We start from the raw sequence: 23701 nt of genomic DNA, 5'->3' as shown, positions 1-23701 counted from the left end.
TGCCCGGCCGGATGGCGAAGACGGCGCTAATCTTTCAGTTCGAAGACGTGATACGCCTCCGGTTTGAGGGTATCCAGGGTGGTGCCAATGTAGCGGGCGTTGTCGGGAATGCCGCTGCCGGTGGCGAACACCTTGAAGCGCCGGGTTTCCTTCGGCGTGTCGATGACGGTGTCGGCGTCCACTTCCACCCACATATAAATCAGAGCTTCCTGGGCCACGTAGTCCACGCGCAGGACGGTACCGTCCTCGGGCAAACGCAGCTCCTGCACCTGGCTCGAAATATCCAGGCGATGCTTGTGAATTGTTTTCATGTCTCCCCTCCGTTAAGGGTCGCAGCTCCCCGGGATGGCGATAGCCGCCGGGGGGATGGTCAATCCGGCCTTTTGGGCCGGCGTCAGCGCCAGGCCGCAAGAGCGGCGGGGCGCGAAATCGTCGAGGCGCGGGCAGGCGCGAAAAGCAATGCTAGCAAAGTCCCCGGGGCGAGACACCTAATATGCGGGAGGGCGAGCGAAACACATCGCGGTTCGTGGTTCACGGCTGTATCGCCGCCAGGGCCGCTCCCACAAGGACGGCTACGAAGCGGCTGTGGGAGCCGCCCTGGCGGCGAATCGGCGTGGCGGCGGGTGTCCCACAATCATGGGGCACCACTGGCCCGAGGGCCGCGTTTGTTCCTCCCTCACACCACCTGCAAATACTCAAACAACAACTGCGGATTGCGCTGGCCGCGGAATTCGTTGACTTCCAGCCGGTAGACACCTTCCACCCGCTGGATCCGGGAGGGCAGATCCGCCACCGGCGCATTGAAGAAAATACCGTCCACCGCCGCGCCCACGTCCGGCAACCCCAGAGTCAGTTTGAGGTGACGCTCGCCCACCACCCGGTGATTGAGCACCTCGAACACACCGTCGAAACGCGGTGGCGGGAAGCCCTGCCCCCAGGGAAAACGGTGGCTGAGCAGTTCGGCGTTGGCCAGGGTGATGTCCCGCTCGCCCAGTTCGCCGTCGGTGTCGATCACGTCCAGGAACACGTCCTCGTCGGCCTGGGCCGCCACCGCTGCCTGGAACGCCGTGGTGAATTCGGCCAGATGGCGGCGCTCCAGGGTCAGCCCGGCGGCCATGGCGTGACCGCCGAACTTATGCAGTAAACCAGGATGGCCGGTGGCCACCGCGTCCAGCACATCACGCAGATGCAGGCCGGGAATGGACCGGCCGGAGCCCTTCAGCAGCCCCTGCTGCCGGGCCGGAGCAAAGGCGATCACCGGCCGGTTCAGCGCCTCCTTGACCCGCGAGGCGAGAATGCCCACCACCCCTTCGTGCCAGTCGTCGCCGTGCAGGCACAGCGCCGGCGGGGTCGGCCCGGTGAGCCGCGCCACCTCGGCCATGGCGGCCTCGCGCATGCCCTGCTCGATGCCGCGCCGCTCGCGGTTGATGGTGTCCAGTTCCTGGGCGTGGCGTTCGGCTTCGGCGTCGCTCTCCGCCAGCAGACATTCGATGCCGTGGCTCATGTCCGAGAGACGCCCGGCGGCGTTGAGGCGCGGCCCGGCGGCGAAGCCCAGATCGGCGGCCACGACTCGCGCGGGATCGCGGCCCGCCACCCGCAGCAGCGCGCGCACCCCCGGTGAACCCTGGCCGGCACGCAGACGGCGCAGCCCCTGCTCCACCAGAATGCGGTTGGCACCGTCCAGCACCACCACGTCCGCCACCGTGCCCAGCGCCACCAGATCGAGCAAATCCACCACCCGGCCGCGCAGCTCCAGCGCGCTCTGCAACGCCATCAACACATAGAAGGCCACGCCGACGCCGGCCAGGTTGGCGGCGGGAAAGCCCTCCTCGCACAGACGGGGGTTGAGAATGGCGTCGGCGTCGGGAAGCGTGTCGCCAGGCAAATGGTGGTCGGTGATCAGCACCCGCAAACCGGCGGCGCGGGCCGCCGCCACGCCATCGATACTGGCGATGCCGTTATCCACGGTGATCAACAAATCCGGCTGGTAACGCTCCCGGGCCAGGTCGACAATGGCCGGCGACAGACCGTAACCGTACTCGAAGCGGTCCGGCACCAAATAGTCGGGACGGACGAAGCCGAGCTGTTGCAGGCCCTTTACCATCACGGCGGTGGCGGTGGCGCCATCGGCATCGTAATCGCCCACCACGCACACCCGCCAATGCTCGCGCCGCGCTTGCAGCAGCAGCGCCACCGCCTGCTCCAGACCACCGAATTGACGCGGGTGCGGCAGGCGGTTCAGGCTCAGGTCCAGCTCCTCGGCGCCGCTCATACCCCGCGCCGCCAGGATTCGTGCCAGCAACGGCGGCACCTCGGCCAGCCCGGCGGGGATTTCCACATGACGGCGGCGAATGGTGGGGAAAGCACGGACCACGGCGGACAACCTTTCATCAATTTGAAGCGGGGGCTGAGTATACAGGGTCGAAGGCGCGGCCGCCTCCGACCATAAAGTCACAAAAGGGGCTAAATAAACCGCGCCCGCTTTCTTATACTTGGCGCCCAATCCGGATACCGTACCAGCACGCGGAATGACGATTTAATCCGGGGCTTCAGGACATTTCGTCGCTGGAGGTGTTAATAAGTGGCACAGAGATGCCCATGCTTGGCACGCATCAGGCGGCCCCAAAGCGCGCCCGACGCCCCCGTGTCGCTGGACCAGGCCCCGGCCTGGCGCGGCGCGACCCGAGAACATCGGGCGCACTTTGGAACTCGCCTGCCACGCACCATCTGGTACGGCATCCGGATTCATGGTTTCGCCATTCATGTGAGTGTTTACTCACGTGCTGGCACACGGGCCTCCACGGAGGCGGAAGCAGGCTCACCAAATGCGGCGACACGCCGCGGACTTTGGGACTGGAGAGCAATCTTATGATCTATCAAGGCAACGCCGTAAGCGTACAACTGCTTGACGACGGCATCGCCGAGCTGAAGTTCGACCTTCAGGGCGAGTCCGTCAACAAGTTCAACCGGGCCACCCTGGAAGACTTCCAGAAAGCCATCGACGCCATCAAGGGCAGTGACCAGATCAAGGGTCTGATCGTCACCTCCGGCAAGAAGGTGTTCATCGTTGGCGCGGACATCACCGAATTCACCGAAATGTTCGCCCAGGAAGAAGCGGAGATCGCCAAATGGTCCCGCGAGGCCAACAACATCTTCAGCGCCTTCGAGGATCTGGACATTCCCAAGGTGGTCGCGATCAACGGCTTCGCCATGGGCGGCGGCCTGGAAATGTGCCTGGTGTGCGACTTCCGGGTGATGAGCGAACAGGCGCAGATCGGCCTGCCGGAAGTGAAACTCGGCATCTTCCCGGCCTTCGGCGGCACCGTGCGCATGCCGCGCCTGGTGGGCGTGGACAACGCCGTTGAGTGGATCGCCACCGGCGCCCAGCAGAAACCGGAAAAAGCCTTGAAGGACGGCGTGGTGGACGCGGTGGTCAAGCACGACGACCTGCACAACGCCGCCATCGATCTGGTCAAGCAATGCCTGGCCGGCAAGATCGACTTCCGCGCCAAGCGCCAGGAAAAACTGGAGCCGCTGAAGCTGCCGCCGATGGAAAACATGATGGCGTTCCAGACCTGCACCGCCATGGTCATGCAGCAGGCCGGCAAGAACTACCCGGCGCCGGTGGAAGCCGTGAAGGTGATGCAGAAAGCCGCCGGCATGAAGCGCGAGGAAGCACTGGACGTGGAAGCCCAGGGCTTCGCCAAAGTGGCCAAGACCCCGCAAGCCACCGCCCTGGTGGGCCTGTTCCTGGCCGACCAGCAAGTGAAGAAGGTCAACGGCAAGGTCGCCAAGACCGCCAAGGACATCCAGCAGGCCGCGGTACTGGGCGCCGGCATCATGGGCGGCGGCATCGCCTTCCAGTCCGCCCTCAAAGGCACCCCGATCATCATGAAGGACATCGCCGACAAGGCGCTGGACCTGGGCATGAACGAAGCCTCCAAGCTGCTCGCCAAGCGCGTCGCCAAAGGCAAGATGGACGCCGCCAAGATGGGCAAGGTGCTCTCCTCCATTCGCCCGACCCTCAACTACGGCGACTTTGAAAACGTCAACGTGATCGTCGAAGCCGTGGTGGAAAACACCAAGGTGAAACAAGCCGTGCTGGCGGAAGTGGAAGAGAAAGTGGCGGACGGCACCATTCTGGCCTCCAACACCTCCACCATCTCCATCACCAAGCTGGCGGAAGCGCTGAAAAAACCGGAAAACTTCGGCGGCATGCACTTCTTCAACCCGGTGCACATGATGCCCCTGGTGGAAGTGATCCGTGGTGAGAAAACCTCCGACGAAACCATCGCCACCCTGGTCGCCTACGCCCAGAAAATGGGCAAGAACCCGATCGTCGTCAACGACTGCCCCGGGTTCCTGGTGAACCGCGTGCTGTTCCCGTACTTCGCCGGCTTCGGCATGCTGGTACGCGACGGCGCCGACTTCCAGCAAGTGGATAAAGTGATGCAGAAATTCGGCTGGCCCATGGGCCCGGCCTACCTGCTCGACGTGGTCGGCATCGACACCGGCGTGCACGCCGCCAAAGTGATGGCGGAAGGCTTCCCGGACCGCATGCAGCACGACTTCAAGGACCCCACCGAAATCATGTTCGAGAACGAGCGCTACGGCCAGAAGAACGGCATTGGCTTCTACCGTTACGAGCAGGACAAGAAGGGCAAACCGAAGAAAGTGGCCGACGAAGGCAGCTACGAGCTGCTCAAACCGATGGCCGCCGAGCGCAAGGAATTCGACGCCGAAGAGATCATCGCCCGCATGATGATCCCGATGTGCACCGAAACCGTCCGCTGTCTGGAAGACAACATCGTCGGCTCCGCCGCCGAAGCGGACATGGCGATGATCTACGGCATCGGCTTCCCGCCGTTCCGTGGTGGTCCGCTGCGCTACATCGACAGCATCGGTACCAAGGCATTCGCCGACCTGTGCGACAAGTACGCACACCTGGGCGCCCTTTATGAAGCGCCGCAAATGCTCAAGGACAAGGCCGCCAAGGGCGAGTCCTTCTTCGCGTAAGGCACGGGCAGAGGAGATTTATTTATGAGTTTGAATCCGAAAGACGTAGTCATTGTCGACGCTGTCCGTACCCCCATGGGGAAAAGCAGAAACGGCCAGTACCGCAACGTTCGCGCGGAAAAACTGTCCGCCCTGCTGGTGGAAGCGCTGCAAGCCCGTAACCCGGGCTGGGACCTGAGCAAAACCGAGGACGTGATCTGGGGCTGTGTGAACCAGACCAAGGAACAGGGCATGAACATCGCCCGCAACATCGCCATGCTGGCCGGCCTGCCCCGCACCACCGCGGCGCAAACCGTGAACCGCCTGTGCGGCTCCTCCATGCAGGCGCTGCACTCCGCGGCCCAGGCGATCCAGACCGGCAACGGCGAAGTGTTCGTGATCGGCGGCGTGGAGCACATGGGCCATGTGGCCATGGACCACGGCGTGGACCTCAACCCGGAACTGTCCAAGGTCACCGCCAAGGCCTCCAACATGATGGGCCTGACCGCGGAAATGCTCGGCCGCATGCACGGCATCACCCGTGAACAGCAGGACGAGTTCGGCGTGCGCTCCCACCAGAAAGCCTGGGAAGCCACCGAACAAGGCCGCTGGAAAAACGAAATCGTGCCGATCGAAGGCCACGACGCCGACGGCCACAAAGTGCTGTGCGAAATCGACGAAGTGATCCGTCCCAACGCCAGCATCGAGGACATGGCCAAACTGCGCCCGGTGTTCGACCCGGTCAGCGGCACCGTCACCGCCGGCACCTCCTCGGCGCTGTCCGACGGCGCCTCCGCCATGCTGGTGATGAGCGCCGAACAAGCCCAGGCCATGGGCCTGAAACCGCGCGCCAAGATCCGCAGCATGGCCGTGGCCGGCTGCGACGCCGCCATCATGGGCTACGGCCCGGTACCGGCCACCCAGAAAGCCCTGGCCCGCGCCGGCCTGACCATCGACGACATCGACTACGTCGAACTCAACGAAGCCTTCGCCGCGCAATCCCTGCCGGTACTGAAGGACCTGAAGTTGCTCGACAAAGTCGAAGAGAAGGTCAACCTCAACGGCGGCGCCATCGCCCTGGGCCACCCCCTGGGCTGCTCCGGTGCCCGCATCACCGGCACCCTGCTCAACGTCATGGAATGGAAAGACGGCCAACTCGGCCTGGCGACCATGTGCATTGGCTTGGGTCAGGGGATTGCTACGGTGATTGAGCGGGTTTAATCGCCCTCTCTTCCACCGTTGCCAACAGCCCAAAAGCCCCGGCGGGTTTACCGTTGGGGCTTTTTTCATCTCAATCTCTATGTAGCAGGACTAGTATCCAACAAACCCTCATCCTCAGGAGAGTGGGCATGCACGTCTCACTAACCCCCGAACTCGAAGCCCGCATCAAAGCCAAAGTGGACAGCGGCTTATACAACAACGCCAGTGAGGTGGTCCGGGAAGCCCTGCGGTTCGTGGAAACCCACGAGGAATGGATCAACGAACTCAAACTGGCTCGGCTACGCGAACAGCTTCAAGAAGGCATCCTGCCATTGAACCAGGGCCAAGGCATTCGCATTGACAGCAAGGCCGGACTCGGCCGCCTGTTTGACGACATCAAGACCTGATAACGCTTGCTCTGATCTTCTCGCCCTCCACCCGCGAGGATTTGCGCTCCATCCACTAATACGGATCGCGCCATTGGGGCATGACCAGATCGGACGAGTACACGAACTCGCTCAAAGCCAAACTCTGGCAACTGCTCCGGCAACCGAAGACCGGCAAGGCACGCCCTGAACTATCCCCCAACATATACAGCGCTTCCGTTACCAGCCATATCCTTTTCTATCGAATTCACCAGCAAGAATTGCAAGTCATTCGAATTCTTCACGCCAGACAGGACGTTACGCGACACCTGTGAGCAGATCATTAGTCTGCTTCCTTCGCGGTTAGGCCCGCGCCGGCCTAACCATTGACGACATCGACTACATCAAACTCAACGACAGCGCCATCGCCCAGGGCTGCTCCGGCGCCCGCTCCGACTACCAACAAGGGCAGAACAAAAAAACAGGCCCCTAGCTCCTCCGACTTTCTATCTTCGCCACCACGTTTGATCATTAAGCGATCAACCTCTTGAATCACTTTGACAAGGAAAACCATATACAATAGCCTGTCTTCCAACGGATGGATTTCGTCCGGTTGCATCGCTCTTTAAAACAAAATGTTTGGAAAAAAAAGGAAATCGATGCCTTACGGCGACCCCTTTGGGGTCATGACCGGCGATCAGGGCGTGCTCTTGGGCTTCGGAAACGCATGGTAAACGCGCCACAAACTCCCGAGAAGTCCGCCGACGGTGGTAGTGTTCAGAATTCTGTGTCATTTCTTTAGACTGCAAAAAAAGGAATGACCAATGACCAAACCGACGTTCGATATCGACGCTGCCCTTCAGGCCCTGCGTGAGGGCAAGGATCTAACCGGCAAGGACGGTGTCCTGACACCCCTGATCAAGCAGCTCACCGAAGCCGCCATGCAGGCCGAACTGGACGCTCACCTTGCCCAGGAAGACGCCCCCAACCGCAAGAACGGCACCAGCCGCAAGACCGTCAAGGCATCCACTGGCGGCTTTGAACTGGAAGCCCCACGAGACCGGGCGGGCACCTTCGAGCCTCAGATCGTCAAGAAGCACCAAACCCATCTCACCGACGAACTGGAGCGCAAGGTCCTCGCCCTGTTTGCCCTGGGCAACAGCTATCAGGACATCCGTACCCACATTGCCGATCTGTACGGCCTGTCCCTCTCCAACGGCACAATCAGCGCGGTCACCGACAAACTGCTGCCCGAGTTGCAGGCCTGGCGGGAGCGCGACCTGGAGCCCATTTATCCTATCGTCTGGCTTGACGCCATTCACTACAAAATCAAAGAAAATGGCCGCTATGTCAGCAAAGCCATCTACACACTTCTAGGACTGAACATCGAAGGCAGGAAAGAGCTGCTCGGCCTCTATCTCTCGGACCAGGAAGGCGCTCATCATTGGCTGAGCGTACTCACTGACCTCCACAACCGGGGTGTCAAAGATATCTTGATTGCCTGCGTGGACGGTCTCAAAGGCTTCCCCGAAGCCATCGAATCGATCTACCCGAACACCGAGATCCAGCACTGCGTCATCCACCAGATCCGCAACTCCATGAAATACGTCGCCTCCAAAAACCAAAAGGCCTTCATGGCCGATCTGAAGCCGGTCTATAAAGCGGCGACGCTCAATGCCGCCGAAATCGCCCTGGATGAGTTAGAAGTCAAATGGGGGGAGAAATACCCCATGGTGATTAAATCCTGGCGCGACAAGTGGCCCACCTTGTCGGCTTACTTCAAGTACCCGGATTATGTACGCACCGCCATCTACACCACTAACGCCGTCGAGGCCGTTCACCGCCAGTTCCGCAAACTGACCAAGACCAAGGGTGGCTTCGCCAACGAGAACAGCTTACTCAAGCTGCTCTACGCCGGTATACTCAAGGCCTCCGAGCGCTGGACCCACCCGGTGCAGAACTGGAATCTGACCCTCTCACAGATGGCGATCCACTTCCCGGGGCGCCTGGAAAATCACATCAGCCTGTAACACTGATGCGGGTGACACAGAGTTTTGAACACCCTCCCGACGGTTGTCTGGCGTAAAGGTTGGGGATCTATCTAGCACTAGTAAGAATATTCCTTCTGATCACTCCTTGGTCTGGCGGTGGTGCAATTCAGCATCATCACAACTAAAAAGGAGAACTCGAATGCATTTATTAATGTATTTCAAAATTAAGATCAGCCTAACGTTTTGTAAAAAGAGCTCGAGCGACCATCCCTTAGAAGGGTGGCCAGCTGACAAGCAAACTATGCTAGATACAAGCTTCACGGTAATGACTGGTATTTCAGCATTATCAGCTTGGGTTATTATCAGGACCATCCTATCTTTCTTTGGTATGGGTGTGATTGGATAACAGATCCCCTTCTTTTTTGCTTTCCTTGCAAACGACAAGAATATAAAGGCATGGATAAACCCTACTACCCTCATAATGGAATCTCTTCCATTCAGTCTCTAGCTAAAACACTGGGAATTCACCCCTCTTTGCTCGTAGACATTGCCAGCAAGACTACTGACTCTTATACAGAGTTTCAAATAACTTCAAAGAATGGAAAAATTCGGACCGTCTACGACCCCAAGTACGAATTAAAAAGAATCCAAAAAAATATAAACCAAAAGATTCTAGAAAAAGTTGAATACCCAACCTATTTACAAGGTGGAATTCGCGACCTTGAAAATCGACGAAGTTACGTAGATAACGCGGGAATTCATGCGGGATCAAACCACATACTATCGCTTGATATAAAAAATTTTTACGACAATATTCGACCAGAAAAAGTTAAAGAAATTTTTTTGTATTTTTTCAAGTTTTCAGATGAAACTTCTGAACTTCTCACCAAGCTAGTTACACTAGGAAACAAAGTTCCCCAAGGAGCATGTACTTCAAGCTACATTGCCAACCTTGTTTTTTTCAATTCCGAGTATCGAATTTTTTCAGAATTGAAAAGCAAGGGGATTAGTTACTCAAGACTACTCGATGACGTCACTCTATCTTCCAGAAAACACCTCTCAAGGGACGAAGCTTCAGAACATATACGGCTAGTTTGTTCAATTTTTAAAAAGAATGGATTACGCCTAAATAACAAGAAAACAAAAAACGAGTTAAAAGGAAGCAATCCAAACTTTAAGGTTACAGGGTTATGGGTAGAACACAAAAATCCCAAAATACCCAAAAAGGAAAGGCATCACACGCGCCATCTCGTGTATATTTGCGAGAAAGAATATGCAAAATCCCCATCATCCGAACATTATCACCAGCTCTGGAATAAGACCTCCGGGCAGGTAGCCAAACTTAAGCAATTGGGCCACTCTCAACATAAACAGCTTAGAACGAGATTAAAGAAGATACTCCCCATACTTGATGAAAGCTCGAAAAAAAAGCTAATACTTGACTGCAAAAAACTACTACATTTGGAACGGAATGCTAAAGAGAGATTTGGCGTACTAAAGAGAATTAACAAGTGTATATATATGCTTGGAATACTCTCACGAAGCGACAAAGGGCTGTCTTCCAACCTTAGAAGACAGCTTCTTAAGCACTTCGGCGATCTACCAACACATAAAGACTACTGGATTTAGTATGCCTAACCACGACACTGGAACTGTAACCACTTTTGACAGATTCAAAGGCTTCGGATTTATTAGGCGCGACAAGGGAAAAGATGTGTTCTTTATGTACGACGAAGTCAATGGCGATGACCGAATTTTATCGGTCGGAGACATCGTAGAATTCGAAGTCAGATTAATGCCCAAAGGACCAAGAGCTTTCAATATCAAAAAAACAGGTTCTCTTTACTAGTAGACTATTCACAATCAGCGAATTCAGGTAGAAACTGGGGGCGAGCATTGACCCACACTAGGCCCTCTTATCTACTCATTCATAAGATACAAACGTCAGAGTCTCAATCGATAAGCCCGACAGTCCGCTGATATGCGCATCCTGAAGGCGCCGCCGGGCGGCTTGCACCATGCCATCGAATTCTTGTTGGTCGGGCGGTTCCTGTTTAAGGCCGCCGGTTTTCACCAGATTATCCAATGCCGTCCATGTCATCGTCGCTTCCCTTCACCCATAATTTAGGTTGTTCCATAACCCGTTCTATAAAACTGTTCCCCTGCTTCCGCTTCTGATTCAACTCCTCCGGTGTATAGATGGAGGGATTGACCGGTCGCATCAGTTCAGACTCCAGTGGCAGCAGGCAGTTCATAACCTCGCTGTAGGCCAGATCCTGCCCCACCAGCATCAGATCAATATCACTGTTCTTATCTTCCGTCCCTTTGGCCAGCGATCCATATACGAACGCCAGCACCAGCCGATCTTCAATCGGTTGCAAAGCTCCGCGCAATACCTCGGCAACACCGAAGGTTTTACGGACAATCGCCAGCAACTCCGGGTACACCGGGGAGTCCGTGTTGGCCTGATAGTAGTTTTGATTGCCTTCACGGGTCCGCGACAGGATGCCCGCCTGGGCCAGTTTATCGAGTTCACGCAACACGGTGCCCCGCCCCATTTCGAGCCGGCGCAGGATGTCGTTGGTGTAGAAGCGCGCGTCGGGCACGCTGAAGAAAAGGCCCAGCACGCGCTGCTGTGTTTTGGTAAACAGGGCATCGCCCAGTGTCAGAGCCATTGCATGCCTCTTTAAGACCCATTTTGGGTACTATCATCCCCAAAATGGGTATCGTCAAGTCACGTCCTCCCAAGGCTCCCCCATCGAAAGCACACGCCGCAACGCCATCAGCGCGCCGCGCCGCTTTTCTTGCGTCATCTTTTCGATATTGCGCACCTTCCATTGCACCGCCGGCAGCTTCTCGATGCCGCTGATGCCCAGCGCAGCCCAATCCGGAGGTCCTTGGTAGAGGCTGCAGAGAAAGCGTTTTTCCGGGTCGGTCAGTTGTGCAAGGAGCTGGTTCAAGGCCTGGGTTCCGGCTTTTCTTAATTCCTCCAGGGTGACCGGGCGCAGTGTCATGCCGCTGAACTCGCCGGCGAAGACGTCGCGCATGGGCCGCCAATGCGGTTGCAGCAGTTCGTCCATCGGGCGGGGGTGGCTGATCAGATAGACCAGAAACGCTTTGCGCAGTTGATCGGCGATGCCCTCGTTTTCAAGCAGCAGCATGACATCGAACAGGTCTCTTGGATGCTGGCGGTCGAAGGCGGCGCAGAGTTTGCCGGCGTAGAGATCCGCCAGCGCCACCACCGGGACTTCGGCGAAGCCGAATTCGTCCTCCACGGTCGCCACCACTTCGCGGTTCACGACGGGGAAAACCGTGCCTCGCATCACCGGGGACAGCTCCACTTTGATGGCGGTGTTGTTCCGTTCCACGGTGAGATGCAGCGAGTCGATTTTGTGCCGGTAGCTGCGTGTCACGGTGGCGGCCAGCCCCTGTTCCAGGTCGTCGGCGATGCGGTCCAGGGCCTGGTGAATGGCCGGCAGCGCCTGCTCTCTGTCACCGTCCGGCAGGTAGACCAGGTCGATGTCCACGGACAAGCGTGGCAGGTCGCGCACGAACAGATTGATGGCGGTGCCGCCCTTGAGGGCGAAGCAGGATTCCCGGAACACAAAGGGCAGCACTTGCAGCAGCAGCGCCACTTGCCGGTAGTAAGAGCCTGTTCACGATCTCTACACCACCGCGCCGGAGTTCATTTTGTTGTCAGGCCGTGATTCCGATTGTGCGGTGTAGTTAGTCTACATAAACAAGCGTAATCGCGGCCTGGCGACAAAATACCCGGAGGGCACAGGGGGGCCCGGCCCTCCGGGTTGCGCTGGAAAAGCCGCCAGACGACGCCCCGGCCTTTGCCTTTGGCCCACCAAAGCCTGCAGTCCGCGACGCCGCCTGGCGGCTTTTCCAGCAGCAACGCGGCGGCGTAGAGATCGTGAACAGGCTCTAAGGATTATTCCTGTCCATGGAAGGCTTCCGGGACGGTGATCAGGTAAGTGCGGTCCAGCCGCCCTCCTCTGACCACGCTGCGTTTTCCCGAGCCCAGGTCGTAGTCCGCCGGGTCCAGGCGTTTGCACCAGGGATAGGGATGGCGATCGGCGAAGAAGAAGAAAAGACGTTTTACCCGCACGTGGCGGCAGGCGTGCAGCAAGGTGTCCAGCCGGCGTGGTGACAAGGCACTCAGGCCGCGCATCAGATTATCCGCGTGTTCGAAGCTGATACTCTCGGGGACGTCCGCCAGCACTTCCAGAAACGCCTGTTCCGGGGAGGCCATGGGCCAGCCCTCCAGGGTAGGCGTGCGCTGTTCGCGAACGCTGCCGCTGTCTTGCAGGGCCTGTTGGTCCCACAGCCGCGTGGTGACGTGCCACACCCAGTCCACCCCGACCGGCAGCCGCGCCAGCCAGGCCGGCGCCGGCCCGGGCGAATACAGGTGAACCCGGGAAGCCATGGTCACGTAATGGCCGAGGCCCGACCGTTCCAGCGCGGACAGCCCGCCCACATAGACCGGGTCTGGCATCATGCGGTCCAACGAGGCGACCACGCCTTCCCAGGTCACCGGCAGACCCGGACGCGCCAGCAGGCCACGGGCCGGCGCGATCAGACGCCCGGATTTCAGCGCATTGTCCAGGGCATGGCGGGACGCCCCGCGGGCTTGCAGCCACTGGCGGGTGGCCACCTGGCCCATGGGCAGGCTGGCGGCCCATTCCGAGGGGGAAGACAGACTCATGGTTTACCCTCATCCCTATTTACGGCGAAAATCGACGCAAATTTGAAGAACACCAAACCATTCTGTCCCTTGAAGTTTGAAAGTCAAATAATTTGCGGCGCTTTTCGCCGCAAAAATCCTCTTTCTCAAACCATTTTTCGAGCGAACACAAGCCGCATCCACACCGCCAGCCCCAATCCCCAGGCGCCGTTGACGATCAGGCCGCCCACCACCGTGTTGGCGCTGACGTCCAGACCTTTCAGGGGAAACACCACCAACATGGCCACCAGGGTGGGGCCGATGGCGCCGGCGATCAGGGCGCCAAGCCAATGACGCAGGCCCCGCCAGCGGCGGATCAGCCACCATATCGGAGGCCCCCAAACACCACCCCAGAATGCCAGGGACAGGACTTTGGGAATGCCGAACGGCGGCACCGGGCTCATATTCCAGGGCGCCGCCGGAATCAGGCCGGCCAGCCAGAACAGGGCGACGATGCCCTGATGGAACAACAAGGTGGCAATGAAGCCGCCGATGAAGGCCTGCAGCCATTCTTTCCAGCTGGGCGGGTGTTGTGCGTCGAGCATGTGGCGTCTCCTGTGAGCGGGCGCGTCACAAACGCTACCACATCCAGTGGGAGGGCAGGCATTGGGGTGTTCGGGGCTGAGTTACGGCGGGGCTGGTTGGTATGAAGCTGTAGGAGCCAGCCCTGCTGGCGAATCAGGGCTCTCGGGAGAAGAAATTCGCCAGCAGGCTGGCTCCCACAGGGGGAGCGAGCGGACGGGTTGCTCAACTCAGCCCTCGTCCGGGATTTCCGGGTCCACCAGTTGCGCCAGTTGGATCAGGGATTCCTGCCAGCCCTGGTAACAGAATTCCAGCGGGATGGCTTCGGGGACGCCTTCCTGGGTGATGTGCACCTCGGTGCCGCACAGCACTTGCTTGAGGGTGACGGTGACCTGCATTTGCCCGGGCAGGTTGGGGTCCTCGAACTGGTCGGTGTAGCGGATCAGCTCGTTGGGTTTGAGTTCCACGAAGCGGCCGCCGAAGGCGTGGCTCTTGCCGGTGGTGAAGTTGGTGAAGGTCATGCGGTAGCCGCCGCCTTCGCGAGCGTCCATGTCGTAAACCTTACCGGTGAAGCCATGGGGCGGCAGCCATTTGACCATGGCGTCCGGGTCGATGAAGGCGCGGTAGACGCGGTCGGGGGTGCCGCGCAGGACGCGGTGCAGACGAACAGTGTTGCCGGACATGGGTGTTCTCCTTTTTTGATCTCTGAATGCCGGTTAGTCGGCTGCCGGCCGGCCATTTCGACACTGACCGCACGCCGGAGCAAACCATCGAATAATCCGATTCAATGCCGTCACTTTTCTCTGTTTTTTATCAGCCTGACCGATCCTAAAGTGATGCCATCGAACGGTCAGGCACCGATGCCTGCCAAGGAGGACATTATGATCAGACTGCGACCCTTTAATGAACTGGGCGGCGCCCGGCATGGCTGGCTGGATACCAAGCACCATTTTTCCTTCGCCAACTATTATGATCCGGAGCGTCTGCACTGGGGCGAGCTGCGGGTGTGGAACGATGACACCATCGCCCCGCAGACCGGCTTCCCGCCGCATTCGCACCGGGACATGGAGATCATTACCTACGTCCGCGAAGGGGCGATTACCCACCAGGACAGCCTGGGCAACAAGGGCCGCACCGAGGCCGGCGATGTGCAGGTGATGTCCGCGGGCACCGGGATCACCCACAGCGAGTACAACCTGGAGGAGACCGAGACACGCATCTTCCAGATCTGGATCATCCCGAACGCCACGGGCCTGCCGCCCACCTGGGGCAGCAAGCCGTTTCCCAAGGGTGACCGGGCCGGCGGGTTCGTGACCCTGGCCAGCGGGGATCCGGCGGAAGACGGAGCGCTGCCGATCCAGGCCGACGCCCGGGTGGTGGCGGCGACGCTGAATGACGGTCAGGAGGCGGTCTACGAGCTGGCGCCGGGGCGCAAGGCCTATCTGGTGCCGGCCAAGGGCCGGGTGCGCGTCAATGGTGTGTTGGCGGAAGCCGGGGATGGTCTCGCCATCGACGACGAAACCCGGCTGACGGTCAGCGCCGAGGCGGACAGCGAGGTGGTGCTGGTGGATGTGGTTTGATGTAGCCGGACTGTAGGAGCCTGCCCTGCGGACGAATTTCGCCGAACACTGGCGGGATAATACATTCGCCAGCAGGGCTGGCTCCTACAACCGGGTTCTGGTTGCCTTTCGGGGATCAGACCACGCCCTGGCTGCGCAGGTAGTCCTCGTAGTTGCCGTGGAAGTCGACGATGCCGGTGGGCGTCAGTTCGATGATGCGGGTGGCCAGGGAGGAGACGAACTCGCGGTCGTGGCTGACGAACAGCAAGGTGCCGGGGTAGTTTTCCAGCGCCAGGTTGAGCGACTCGATGGATTCCATGTCCAGGTGGTTGGTGGGTTCGTCGAGCAGCAGGATGTTGGGCCGTTGCAGCATGATCTTGCCGAACAGCATGCGGCCCTGCTCGCCACCGGAAATCACGTCCACGGTTTTGTTGATCTCGCTGGAGGAGAACAACAGCCGGCCCAGGGTACCGCGAATCACCTGCTCGTCGTCGCTGGGTTTGCCCCATTGGGCCATCCAGTCGAACAGGTTCAGCTTTTCCTCGAAGTCGGCGGCGTGATCCTGGGCGTAATAGCCCAGGGTGGCGTTTTCCGACCATTTCACTTCGCCGGCGCTGGGTTCCAGGTCGCCGACCAGGCAGCGCAGCAAGGTGGATTTACCGACGCCGTTGGGGCCGATAATGGCGATGCGCTCGCCCACTTCCACACGCAGATCCAGTCCGGAGAACAATTCCTCGTCGAAGCTTTTCGCCAGGCTCTTCACTTCCAGCGCGTTGCGGAACAGCTTTTTCTCCTGCTCGAACACGATGTACGGGTTCTGACGGCTGGAGGGTTTGATCTCCTCCAGTTTGATCTTGTCGATCTGTTTGGCCCGCGAGGTCGCCTGCTTGGATTTGGAGGCGTTGGCGGAGAAGCGGCTGACGAACTGCTGCAGGTCGGCGATCTGCGCCTTCTTCTTGGCGTTGTCCGCGCGCTTGCGTTCCAGCGCCTGGGTGGCGGCGGTCATATACTCGTCGTAGTTGCCCGGGTAGACGCGCAGCTCACCGTAGTCCAGGTCCGCCATGTGCGTGCACACGCTGTTGAGGAAGTGGCGGTCGTGGGAAATGATGATCATGGTGCACTGGCGCTGGTTGAGCACGTCTTCCAGCCAGCGGATGGTGTTGATGTCCAGGTTGTTGGTGGGCTCGTCCAGCAACATGATGTCCGGGTCGGAGAACAATACCTGGGCCAGCAGCACACGCAGTTTCCAGCCCGGCGCCACTTCGCTCATGGGGCCGAAATGCTGCTCCACCGGAATACCGACACCGAGGAGCAGATCGCCGGCGCGGGACTCGGCGGTGTAGCCGTCCAGCTCGGCGAATTCCGCTTCCAGTTCACCGGCGCGGATGCCGTCCTCTTCGCTCATCTCGTCTTTCGAGTAGATGGCGTCGCGCTCCTCCTTGACCTTCCACAGTTCCTCGTGGCCCATGATCACCGTGTCCACCACCGAGTACTGCTCGTAGGCGAACTGGTCCTGGCGCAGCTTGCCGATGCGCTCGTTGGGGTCCTTGGACACATTGCCGGCGGACGGCTCCAGATCGCGGCCGAGAATTTTCATGAAGGTGGACTTGCCGGAGCCGTTGGCGCCGATCAGTCCATAGCGGTTGCCGTCACCAAATTTGACGGAGACGTTCTCAAACAGCGGTTTGGCACCAAACTGCATGGTGATATTGGCGGTGGTCAGCAAGGTCGGATTCCGGATCGAAGAGCGAATGGGTGTACTGAATGTACAAGGCGATAGCGGGAAAAGAGGCGGCGATTATGGCACAGTGCCCGGTTCGGGTCACACCTTCAGGGCAGCCACGATGAACATCTACTACCGCGAGGAGCGCCTTTGCGGCGGCTTGTCCGGGAACGGAGAAAAACAGGACTGGATCGACCGGCTGCTGGAACGGCCACGGCAGGCCAGGATCAGGGAAGCGTTTCCCCTGGACGACATCAACCGCGTGCTCCACAACCACCACAACTCCTTCGGCTGCTCGGTGAAGGCGCCCATGGGCAACATCATGTGGCGTAGCGAGGCATTGCATTACACCCTGCCCTGCAATGTGGAGGCCTACATTCCACGACACATATCCTTCACCGACGGGCAGCGCGATTTCTATCTGGTGGTGATCGGCGATGCCTGTGAACTTCGTATTTGGCCGGACAGCCGCCTATGGGAACGGCAGGAAGCTCACTGGTTTTCGCATCAGCCGGTGACGGACTATCGGGACTTCAAGGCGCTCAAGGTCGCTTTCGACGCCCTGCTGGTCCATGTCCGCAAGGAGGACCGGTTAGCCGGCCACTGACCGGCACCGCGTCATCATCCCTTTCTCGAATGCCAGCACCAGCAACAGGCTGAGTCCCGCCAGCGGCAACAGCGCCAGCAGCGTCAGCGTGATTGCCAGCCAATAGCGTTTGCGGATCGGCGGCGAGTCCGGCGCGCCGAGGCCACCGGCGGGCCGCCGGCGCCACCACATCACCACGCCGGTGATCACCAGCGCGACAATGGCGACGCAGGTGAGCAACATGACGATCTGATTGGCGCGGCCGAAGTAGTTGCCCATGTGCAGCGCCACGCCCAGTTCCACCGCCTTGGCGATGGCGCCGTAATCGTCGAAGCCCACGTTCACCAGCAACCGGTGGCCGCCGCTGTCCACGTGCAGGGTACGCTGGCCCTGGGGGCGGTCCGGGTAGGTATAGGCGCTGTAGGGATCCCCCGCGTCAGAGGGAATCGACAGCCGATAGCCGTAAGGCAACCCCTGCCCGGCAAGAATGTCATGGACACGGTTGATCGCCGCCGTCGAAGTATCCAGCTCACCACCGTGCTCGCCGTGATGATGGTGGACATGCGGCAGCGGCGCTTGTTGCAGCGCCCAGGGCGCATCACCCAGCGCATCCACCATGGTTTTAACAGGCGCGGCGGATGCTTCGCCGCCGCCGTGATGGCGCAGCTGCGGCGGGTAACCCAGCCCCAGGGCGTTGCTCACCGGGCTCAGCACGCGGTCGCCCCAGAACGACGCCCAGGGCAGACCGGTGATGATCAGGAACACGATCATCACCGCCGTGTACACGCCCACCAGCCGGTGAATTTCGCGCCAGCGCTTGCGGCCCCGGGTGCGCCGGTCAAACGTAAACGCCCTGCTCCGGCGTCCGCGCGGCCACCACAGATACAGCCCGGTGATCACCAGTACCAGCGCCCAACTGGCGGCCAGTTCCACCAGTGCGTCGCCGCCGCGTCCCAGCAGCAGCGAGCCGTGCATGACATCGGCGAAGCCCACCAAAGTGCGGGCATAAATGACGTCACCCAGAATCGTCCCGTCCCCCGGATCGACGAACACACGCAGCGGCTCGCCCTGCTCCGGCGTCACGAACGCCATGGCGGTGCGGCCGGGGCTCACCGGCATGTCGATACGGGTGACGGTGTCACGCGGATAAGCCTCGCGCACCACCGCCACCAGATCGCCGGCGGGCAGCACGGCGTCGCCGCTGGGGGCGAAACGCAGTTGCGGATAAATCAGGTCGTTGAGTTCATCGTTGAACAGATAAAGGGCGCCGGTGATCGCCAGGATCAGCAGAAACGGGGCCGTGAACAGCCCCGCGTAGAAGTGCCAGCGCCACACCGTGGCGTACCCGTTGCGCGCCATCAGAAGCGGCCGGTCCAGCCCAGTTCCACGGTGCGCGGTTCACCGATATACACCTGGGTGGGGCTGTAGCCGGACCATTCGGCGTAGAACTCGTCGGTGAGGTTGCGCCCGCGCAGGGTCAGGGTGCCGCCGGCCAGCGGGTAGCCGACCCAGGCGTCCAGCAAAGTGCGGCTGGCCACCCGGTATTGGTTGGCGGTGCCGGTGAAGAAGTCGCCGGTGTAGCGTACCGCGCCGCCGACGGTGACCGGCAACGGAGCGAAGGTGTAGGCGCTGCTCAGATTCCAGGTTTTCTCCGGCATGTTGGTGAGCCGGTTGCCGGATTGGTCGGCGCCGCTGCTGCTGGTCATGCGGGTGTACTCGGCGTCGTTGAAGGCACCGTTCAGGTTCAGCCACCAGCGCGGGTGCGGGCGCAGGGTCAGATCCACTTCCACGCCCTTGGATTCCAGGCTGCCGCCCTGGATCGAGAGGCCGGCATTGTTGGGGTCACGGGTGATGATGTCGTCCTGACGAATGCGGTACACCGAGGTCATCAGCGTCAAACGGTTATCCCACAACTGGCCGCGGACCCCGGCTTCCATGGAGCGGCCGGTGGTCAGATCGAAACGGGCATTGGTGGCGTTGCTCAGCAACAGCCCACCCACCGGAGCCGAGGCCCGGTTGTACTGCAGGAACACCTGCGTGGTGTTGGTCAGGTCGTAAACGGTGCCAAGCCGCCAGGACAGATCCTCGAAAGTCTGGCCGAAGGTCTCTCGGCTGCCGGCGTCGAGATCGTCGATGCCCCGGTCCAGATCCAGATACTCGTAACGCAGCCCCGCCACCATCAGCCAGCGCGGCGTCAGGTTGAGGGCGTCCTCCACAAACAGGGCGCGGCCGGAGACAGTGCTGTCGTAGTCAACCCGGGAAGAGGTGTAGTTCGCCGGCGAGTTGGGCGGCAGATAGCCCCGGTCCGGGTTGAACGGGTCCACCGCCGTGGTGGTGCCGAAGCGGCGGCGGGTGTCGAAGTCGGTGTACTGGTATTCCACGCCGGCGGTGAAGCGATGGCGGCGCTCGCCCCAGTAACCGTCATAGGCGGCGTAGGCCCGCTCGGAGGCGAAGCGGTGATGGTGGTTGATGCGGGTGGTGCCGCGTTCCAGTAAGCCCGTGCCACTGTTTGGATCAGCGTTATAGGTGAAATCCTCGGAGTTGGCCCAGTCGCGGTTGGCGTTGTACAGGCCCAATTCGTTGACCAGCCGCCAGTCGGGCGTCAGTTCATAGCCCACCTTGGTGCGCAGCCACTGGCTGTCGGCGGTCATGGCGCCGTCACGGACGTTGTAGTTGTTGTCGCGGATCGATTCGTCCAGCACCAGATCACCGCCGGACACCACGTCACTGGGATCCCGTGCCACCGAGGCCGGCAGCAACGGCGCACCCTGATAAGGGGTGGTGTAACGGTCCTGGTAGACATCGAAGGCGGCGCTGAGGGTGAGCCGTTCGGTGGCCTGGAACAACAGGCTGGTGGTCAGGGCGTTGGTGCGGGACGAAGTGTCGTCGATGTAGCCGTTGCTCTCGCCGTGGCTGAGATCGGCGCGCAATGCCAGCCGGTCGCTCACTACTTTGTTGCCGCCAATGCCGAGACGCACGGTGTCATTGCTGCCGTAGGAAATCATGCCTTCGCGGCTGTCCCCTGCCAGGCTGGCCTTGCGCGGCACCAGATTGATGCTGCCGGCGAGCGCGCCGGTGCCGTGCAGCACCGAGGCGGGTCCTTTGAGAATCTCCACCCGCTCCAGATTCCAGGTGTCCAGGTTGCGCGCCACCATGCCCGGATCCGCCACCCGCACGCCATCGAACAGGTAACCCACGTCGGTGAGGCCGCGCATCACCGCGGAGGCCGGCGAGCCGGGGATGTTGCCGGCGCTGACGCCGGGGGCGCTGCGGTACAGCTCGATCAGGTTACGCAGGCCTTGTTGCTCGATGTCCTCGCGGCCCACGCTGTTGACGGTGGCCGGAACCTCCCGGGGTTCCAGGCCCAGCCGCCCGGCAGTGGTGGTCGGCCGGGGCTGGGCCTCGATGTCCGCGCCCACTTCCACCGACTCCAATGCATGGGGCTCCGGCTGTGGCCAGACCGCTCCCGGCCACAGGGCCGCGCAGCACAAACAACCGGACAGGGCGTAACGCGAAGAGATGGAACGTGGAGAGACAGGGAACGGCAGCGGCAAGAAAACCTCCAGGCGAACGCGGACACTTTGGCGCGCAAGCCTAGCGGTACGGGAGCAGAAGGAAATGTGGCATATTGTCGCGGCGCCATGCCGCCCGGATCAGCGCAGCTCGACGATGATCCGGCGACCGCCGCTGATCTGGACCTTGCCTTCCTGGCTGACCCGGGTTTCCGGGCCAAAGTTGGCCACCACGGTGCGGCTGCCGGGCTCCAGACGAACGGTGGAGTTGACCCGGTAGCGTTTGCGCTCGTCCACCATCACCACGATCAGATGGTAGACATCGCCACCGTCCCGGCGCGCGTCCACCAGATAGTTATCGCCCTTGCCCTGCCAGCGGACCCGCTGATCGGCGTCATGCAGAATTACCCGCATCACCTCGGTGTCGCCGTCCTGGTCGACGGCCACCGCCAGGCCGTCCACCGGTTCGGGGGTGCTGGCATTGCGCCACAGAAACACCGCCACCAGCCCCGCCAGCAACAACAACGCCAACAAGGGCTTAATAATGCGTCTCATCGTCATCCTTTTCCGTTCGTCCTGGTACAACCACTCAGGCATAGACCCGTGGGAACAGAACAAGTTGCCCGAAAATGGCGGTCGCAACCGTAAAACAGGGTAACCGCCGCCGTTCAGCCTTTGTCCACCAGGGCGAGAAAGAAGCCGTCCATGCGGCTGTTGGGCCACACTCTCAGGGTATCGGCACAAGCGTCGGGCAAGGGCCGTTGCTTGTTGTCCCGGGTCAGCCCCGGGGTGAGATTGTCCAGCGCCAGGTTTAGCGGCCGCACTCGCGCCCCCTCCCGCTTACGCAGCAGGTGCGCCACCACCATTTCGTTCTCCTCCGGGGCGTAGGAGCAGGTGCAATAAAGCAGACTGCCACCGGCCTTGAGCGCGTCAAAAGCGCTGAGGATCAGGCGCTTCTGTTTGCGGGCGCACTCGCTCACCTTACGCGGTGTCCAGTGCCGATAGGAAGCCGGATCATCCGCCCGAAACCGGCTCTCCGAGGAACAGGGCGCGTCCAGCAACACGCGGTCAAAGGTAGCCGGCTTGAGGGAGCCCACCGCCCGGCCGTCCTTGAGGTAGGCGCGGGTGTTGCTGACACCGGCCCGCTCCAGGTTGGCCTTGAGCCGGAAGAAGCGGCCCTTGACCGGCTCCACCGCGCTGATCGCCCCTTCGTTTTCCATCAGTTCCGCCAGCAGCACGGTCTTGCCGCCCGGGGCGGCGGCCAGGTCCAGCACCCGCTCACAGGGCCTCGGCGCCAACAACAGCGGCGCCAGCATACTGGACTGACTCTGGATGTAGATGTCGCCGCTTTCCGCCGGCGCGCTGTGGGTCAGCGCCTCGCGTTGTTCCGGCGGCACTTGCCAGGCGGCGATCCCTTCATCACGGGCCCAATCCACCGCATCCAGTTGCAGACCGGCGGTGCGCAAGTCCCGGCACACGCTGTCTTCATCCGCCTTGAGACGGTTGACGCGAAAGCTGGTCCACTTGGGCTGTTCGAAGGAATCCCAGGCCGCGGCCTTGAGATGGGAGGGACAGAGCTGGTCAAAACGTTGAACAAATTCCGCGGGGAGCATGGCAAAAAAAAAGTAACGGCATCCGAGAATGCCGTTACTTTAGCGACGCTTTTACCAGGCCGCCAGTGCGGCGGCGCGGCCGGTTACAAGTGGATACCGCACTCGGTTTTGGCTTTGCCCTGCCAGCGGCCTTCGCGGCCCTCGCCTTTCCAGGTGCAGTGGCTGCAGCCGATGGAGTGATACCCTTCCTTGACCAGCGGGTGGAACGGCAGGTCGTGTTCGGCGATGTAGGCGTCACGCTCTTCCCGGGTCACGTCGATCATCGGGTTGAATTTGATCATGCCGCGACGCTCCTCGAAGATCTCCAGGCCGGCGCGGTGCTCGGTCTGCCAGGACATCAGGCTGGAAATCCACAGGTCGTAGTTCTCCTTGGCCTCTTCCAGCGGTGCCACCTTGTTCACCTGGCAGCACAGATCCGGGTCGGTTTCCCACATGCGCTCCTGCTGGGACACTTCGTGGTGCTGCGGATCCGGGGTCACGTCGATGACATCCAGATCAAAGCGCTTGATCAGGTAATCCTTGTAATCCAGGGTCTCCTGGAAGTGGTACCCGGTATCGATGAAGTGCACCTTCTGTTCCGGCCGGATGGTGGAAATGATATGCAAAAAGTACGCGGAGGTAGCGGCGAAGGACGACGTCACCATGATCCGGTCCGGGGCGAAATCCTGATACACGCGGCGGATGCGCTCGGCGAAACTCAGCGAACGGTAGATCCGGTTCAGGTCGGCAAGGGTATCCCGGGACAGACCGGCGCTGTTGTCGCCTACCCGTGTAATCAGTTGTGCATTGCCCATGACGTCGCTGTACCTCAAGTCGCTTTAGGTATCTGGAGTGGCCATGATAAGGGCGCTGGACACATTATAAAGAAATAAATAGTGCTACTTTTATACCTAACTGAAATATAAA

The 23701-nt window shown here is 60.5% G+C and carries 24 protein-coding genes; 9 read left to right on the top strand and 15 right to left on the bottom strand.

Features of this window, described 5'->3' with window-relative positions; all coding sequences use genetic code 11:
* Positions 1 to 26: 26 nt before the first annotated feature.
* Both CRO06_RS06545 and recJ read right to left on the bottom strand, forming a co-directional pair.
* Positions 27 to 311: a DUF7352 domain-containing protein gene (locus CRO06_RS06545; RefSeq protein WP_014993874.1), complete on the bottom strand. Its 285-nt coding sequence runs from the start codon at positions 309 to 311 to the stop codon at positions 27 to 29.
* A gap of 365 nt (positions 312 to 676) precedes the next feature.
* The gene (recJ, locus tag CRO06_RS06540; RefSeq protein ID WP_026948976.1) at positions 677 to 2374 is read right to left on the bottom strand and encodes a single-stranded-DNA-specific exonuclease RecJ; all 1698 of its coding nucleotides are present in this window, start codon (positions 2372 to 2374) and stop codon (positions 677 to 679) included.
* Positions 2375 to 2868: 494 nt separating this feature from the next.
* Between recJ and fadB the strand changes: the two genes are divergently transcribed.
* The 4 genes from fadB (at position 2869) to CRO06_RS20385 (ending at position 6895) form a co-directional block, all read left to right on the top strand.
* The gene (fadB, locus tag CRO06_RS06535) at positions 2869 to 5016 is read left to right on the top strand and encodes a fatty acid oxidation complex subunit alpha FadB (protein ID WP_097058044.1); all 2148 of its coding nucleotides are present in this window, start codon (positions 2869 to 2871) and stop codon (positions 5014 to 5016) included.
* A gap of 24 nt (positions 5017 to 5040) precedes the next feature.
* Positions 5041 to 6216 carry an acetyl-CoA C-acyltransferase FadA gene (fadA, locus tag CRO06_RS06530; protein ID WP_022996713.1) on the top strand — a complete coding sequence of 392 codons (1176 nt, stop codon included), beginning with the start codon at positions 5041 to 5043 and terminating at the stop codon, positions 6214 to 6216.
* A gap of 128 nt (positions 6217 to 6344) precedes the next feature.
* The gene (locus tag CRO06_RS06525) at positions 6345 to 6602 is read left to right on the top strand and encodes a type II toxin-antitoxin system ParD family antitoxin (RefSeq protein WP_097058043.1); all 258 of its coding nucleotides are present in this window, start codon (positions 6345 to 6347) and stop codon (positions 6600 to 6602) included.
* An 80-nt stretch (positions 6603 to 6682) separates the two neighbouring features.
* Positions 6683 to 6895, top strand: a complete 213-nt coding sequence (locus CRO06_RS20385; RefSeq protein ID WP_097058042.1) for a type II toxin-antitoxin system RelE/ParE family toxin — start codon at positions 6683 to 6685, stop codon at positions 6893 to 6895.
* A 44-nt stretch (positions 6896 to 6939) separates the two neighbouring features.
* Here the strand turns inward: CRO06_RS20385 and CRO06_RS06515 are convergent, their stop codons facing one another.
* Complete coding sequence (locus CRO06_RS06515) at positions 6940 to 7179, bottom strand: hypothetical protein (RefSeq protein WP_097058041.1); 240 nt, start codon at positions 7177 to 7179, stop codon at positions 6940 to 6942.
* A 205-nt stretch (positions 7180 to 7384) separates the two neighbouring features.
* On the opposite strand from CRO06_RS06515, the gene CRO06_RS06510 reads away from it, so the two are divergent.
* From CRO06_RS06510 to CRO06_RS20380, 3 genes are all read left to right on the top strand, one after another.
* Complete coding sequence (locus CRO06_RS06510; RefSeq protein ID WP_097058040.1) at positions 7385 to 8590, top strand: IS256 family transposase; 1206 nt, start codon at positions 7385 to 7387, stop codon at positions 8588 to 8590.
* Between the two features lie 417 nt (positions 8591 to 9007).
* Complete coding sequence (locus tag CRO06_RS06500) at positions 9008 to 10180, top strand: reverse transcriptase family protein (RefSeq protein WP_097058038.1); 1173 nt, start codon at positions 9008 to 9010, stop codon at positions 10178 to 10180.
* Position 10181: 1 nt separating this feature from the next.
* Positions 10182 to 10400 (top strand): retron Se72 family effector protein, encoded by a 219-nt coding sequence (locus CRO06_RS20380; protein ID WP_097058037.1) that lies wholly within the window; start codon positions 10182 to 10184, stop codon positions 10398 to 10400.
* A 75-nt stretch (positions 10401 to 10475) separates the two neighbouring features.
* Here CRO06_RS20380 and CRO06_RS20030 read toward each other — a convergent pair whose 3' ends face one another.
* From CRO06_RS20030 to CRO06_RS06470, 6 genes are all read right to left on the bottom strand, one after another.
* On the bottom strand, positions 10476 to 10652 hold the full coding sequence (locus CRO06_RS20030; RefSeq protein WP_179746502.1) for a hypothetical protein: 177 nt from the start codon (positions 10650 to 10652) through the stop codon (positions 10476 to 10478).
* Positions 10630 to 11226: a nucleotidyltransferase domain-containing protein gene (locus tag CRO06_RS06490; protein ID WP_097058036.1), complete on the bottom strand. Its 597-nt coding sequence runs from the start codon at positions 11224 to 11226 to the stop codon at positions 10630 to 10632. Before CRO06_RS06490 ends, CRO06_RS20030 begins: the two co-directional genes overlap by 23 nt.
* Positions 11227 to 11280: 54 nt before the next feature.
* Complete coding sequence (locus CRO06_RS06485) at positions 11281 to 12186, bottom strand: nucleotidyl transferase AbiEii/AbiGii toxin family protein (protein ID WP_097058035.1); 906 nt, start codon at positions 12184 to 12186, stop codon at positions 11281 to 11283.
* A gap of 302 nt (positions 12187 to 12488) precedes the next feature.
* Positions 12489 to 13262, bottom strand: coding sequence for a type IV toxin-antitoxin system AbiEi family antitoxin (locus tag CRO06_RS06480; protein ID WP_097058034.1), 774 nt, complete (start codon positions 13260 to 13262; stop codon positions 12489 to 12491).
* A 125-nt stretch (positions 13263 to 13387) separates the two neighbouring features.
* Positions 13388 to 13825 carry a hypothetical protein gene (locus tag CRO06_RS06475; RefSeq protein ID WP_026948979.1) on the bottom strand — a complete coding sequence of 146 codons (438 nt, stop codon included), beginning with the start codon at positions 13823 to 13825 and terminating at the stop codon, positions 13388 to 13390.
* Between the two features lie 207 nt (positions 13826 to 14032).
* Positions 14033 to 14485: an SRPBCC family protein gene (locus tag CRO06_RS06470; protein WP_014993864.1), complete on the bottom strand. Its 453-nt coding sequence runs from the start codon at positions 14483 to 14485 to the stop codon at positions 14033 to 14035.
* A gap of 198 nt (positions 14486 to 14683) precedes the next feature.
* Here CRO06_RS06470 and CRO06_RS06465 point away from each other — a divergent pair, with 198 nt between their 5' ends.
* Positions 14684 to 15382, top strand: coding sequence for a pirin family protein (locus tag CRO06_RS06465; protein WP_022996705.1), 699 nt, complete (start codon positions 14684 to 14686; stop codon positions 15380 to 15382).
* Positions 15383 to 15497: 115 nt separating this feature from the next.
* Here the strand turns inward: CRO06_RS06465 and CRO06_RS06460 are convergent, their stop codons facing one another.
* Complete coding sequence (locus CRO06_RS06460; RefSeq protein ID WP_014993862.1) at positions 15498 to 17087, bottom strand: ABC-F family ATPase; 1590 nt, start codon at positions 17085 to 17087, stop codon at positions 15498 to 15500.
* Positions 17088 to 17205: 118 nt separating this feature from the next.
* Here CRO06_RS06460 and CRO06_RS06455 point away from each other — a divergent pair, with 118 nt between their 5' ends.
* The gene (locus CRO06_RS06455) at positions 17206 to 17691 is read left to right on the top strand and encodes a hypothetical protein (protein ID WP_097058033.1); all 486 of its coding nucleotides are present in this window, start codon (positions 17206 to 17208) and stop codon (positions 17689 to 17691) included.
* On the opposite strand, the gene CRO06_RS06450 is transcribed toward CRO06_RS06455, so the two are convergent.
* From CRO06_RS06450 to CRO06_RS06430, 5 genes are all read right to left on the bottom strand, one after another.
* Entirely contained in the window at positions 17677 to 19029 is a 1353-nt protein-coding gene (locus CRO06_RS06450; protein WP_097058032.1) for a PepSY-associated TM helix domain-containing protein, read from the bottom strand. The two genes, CRO06_RS06455 and CRO06_RS06450, sit on opposite strands and share 15 nt — an antisense overlap.
* The gene (locus CRO06_RS06445; protein ID WP_244902784.1) at positions 19029 to 21095 is read right to left on the bottom strand and encodes a TonB-dependent receptor; all 2067 of its coding nucleotides are present in this window, start codon (positions 21093 to 21095) and stop codon (positions 19029 to 19031) included. Before CRO06_RS06445 ends, CRO06_RS06450 begins: the two co-directional genes overlap by 1 nt.
* A gap of 228 nt (positions 21096 to 21323) precedes the next feature.
* The gene (locus tag CRO06_RS06440; protein WP_097058030.1) at positions 21324 to 21737 is read right to left on the bottom strand and encodes a hypothetical protein; all 414 of its coding nucleotides are present in this window, start codon (positions 21735 to 21737) and stop codon (positions 21324 to 21326) included.
* Between the two features lie 113 nt (positions 21738 to 21850).
* On the bottom strand, positions 21851 to 22795 hold the full coding sequence (locus CRO06_RS06435) for an RsmB/NOP family class I SAM-dependent RNA methyltransferase (protein WP_097058029.1): 945 nt from the start codon (positions 22793 to 22795) through the stop codon (positions 21851 to 21853).
* Between the two features lie 83 nt (positions 22796 to 22878).
* Positions 22879 to 23589 (bottom strand): phosphoadenylyl-sulfate reductase, encoded by a 711-nt coding sequence (locus tag CRO06_RS06430; protein WP_022996699.1) that lies wholly within the window; start codon positions 23587 to 23589, stop codon positions 22879 to 22881.
* Positions 23590 to 23701: the final 112 nt, after the last annotated feature.

Origin of the sequence: Alloalcanivorax xenomutans (genome assembly GCF_900217905.1) — a bacterium.
Lineage (GTDB): Bacteria > Pseudomonadota > Gammaproteobacteria > Pseudomonadales > Alcanivoracaceae > Alloalcanivorax > Alloalcanivorax xenomutans.
Note: the sequence above shows the minus strand (reverse complement) of the source record. Positions and strands in the feature narration are given on the sequence as shown.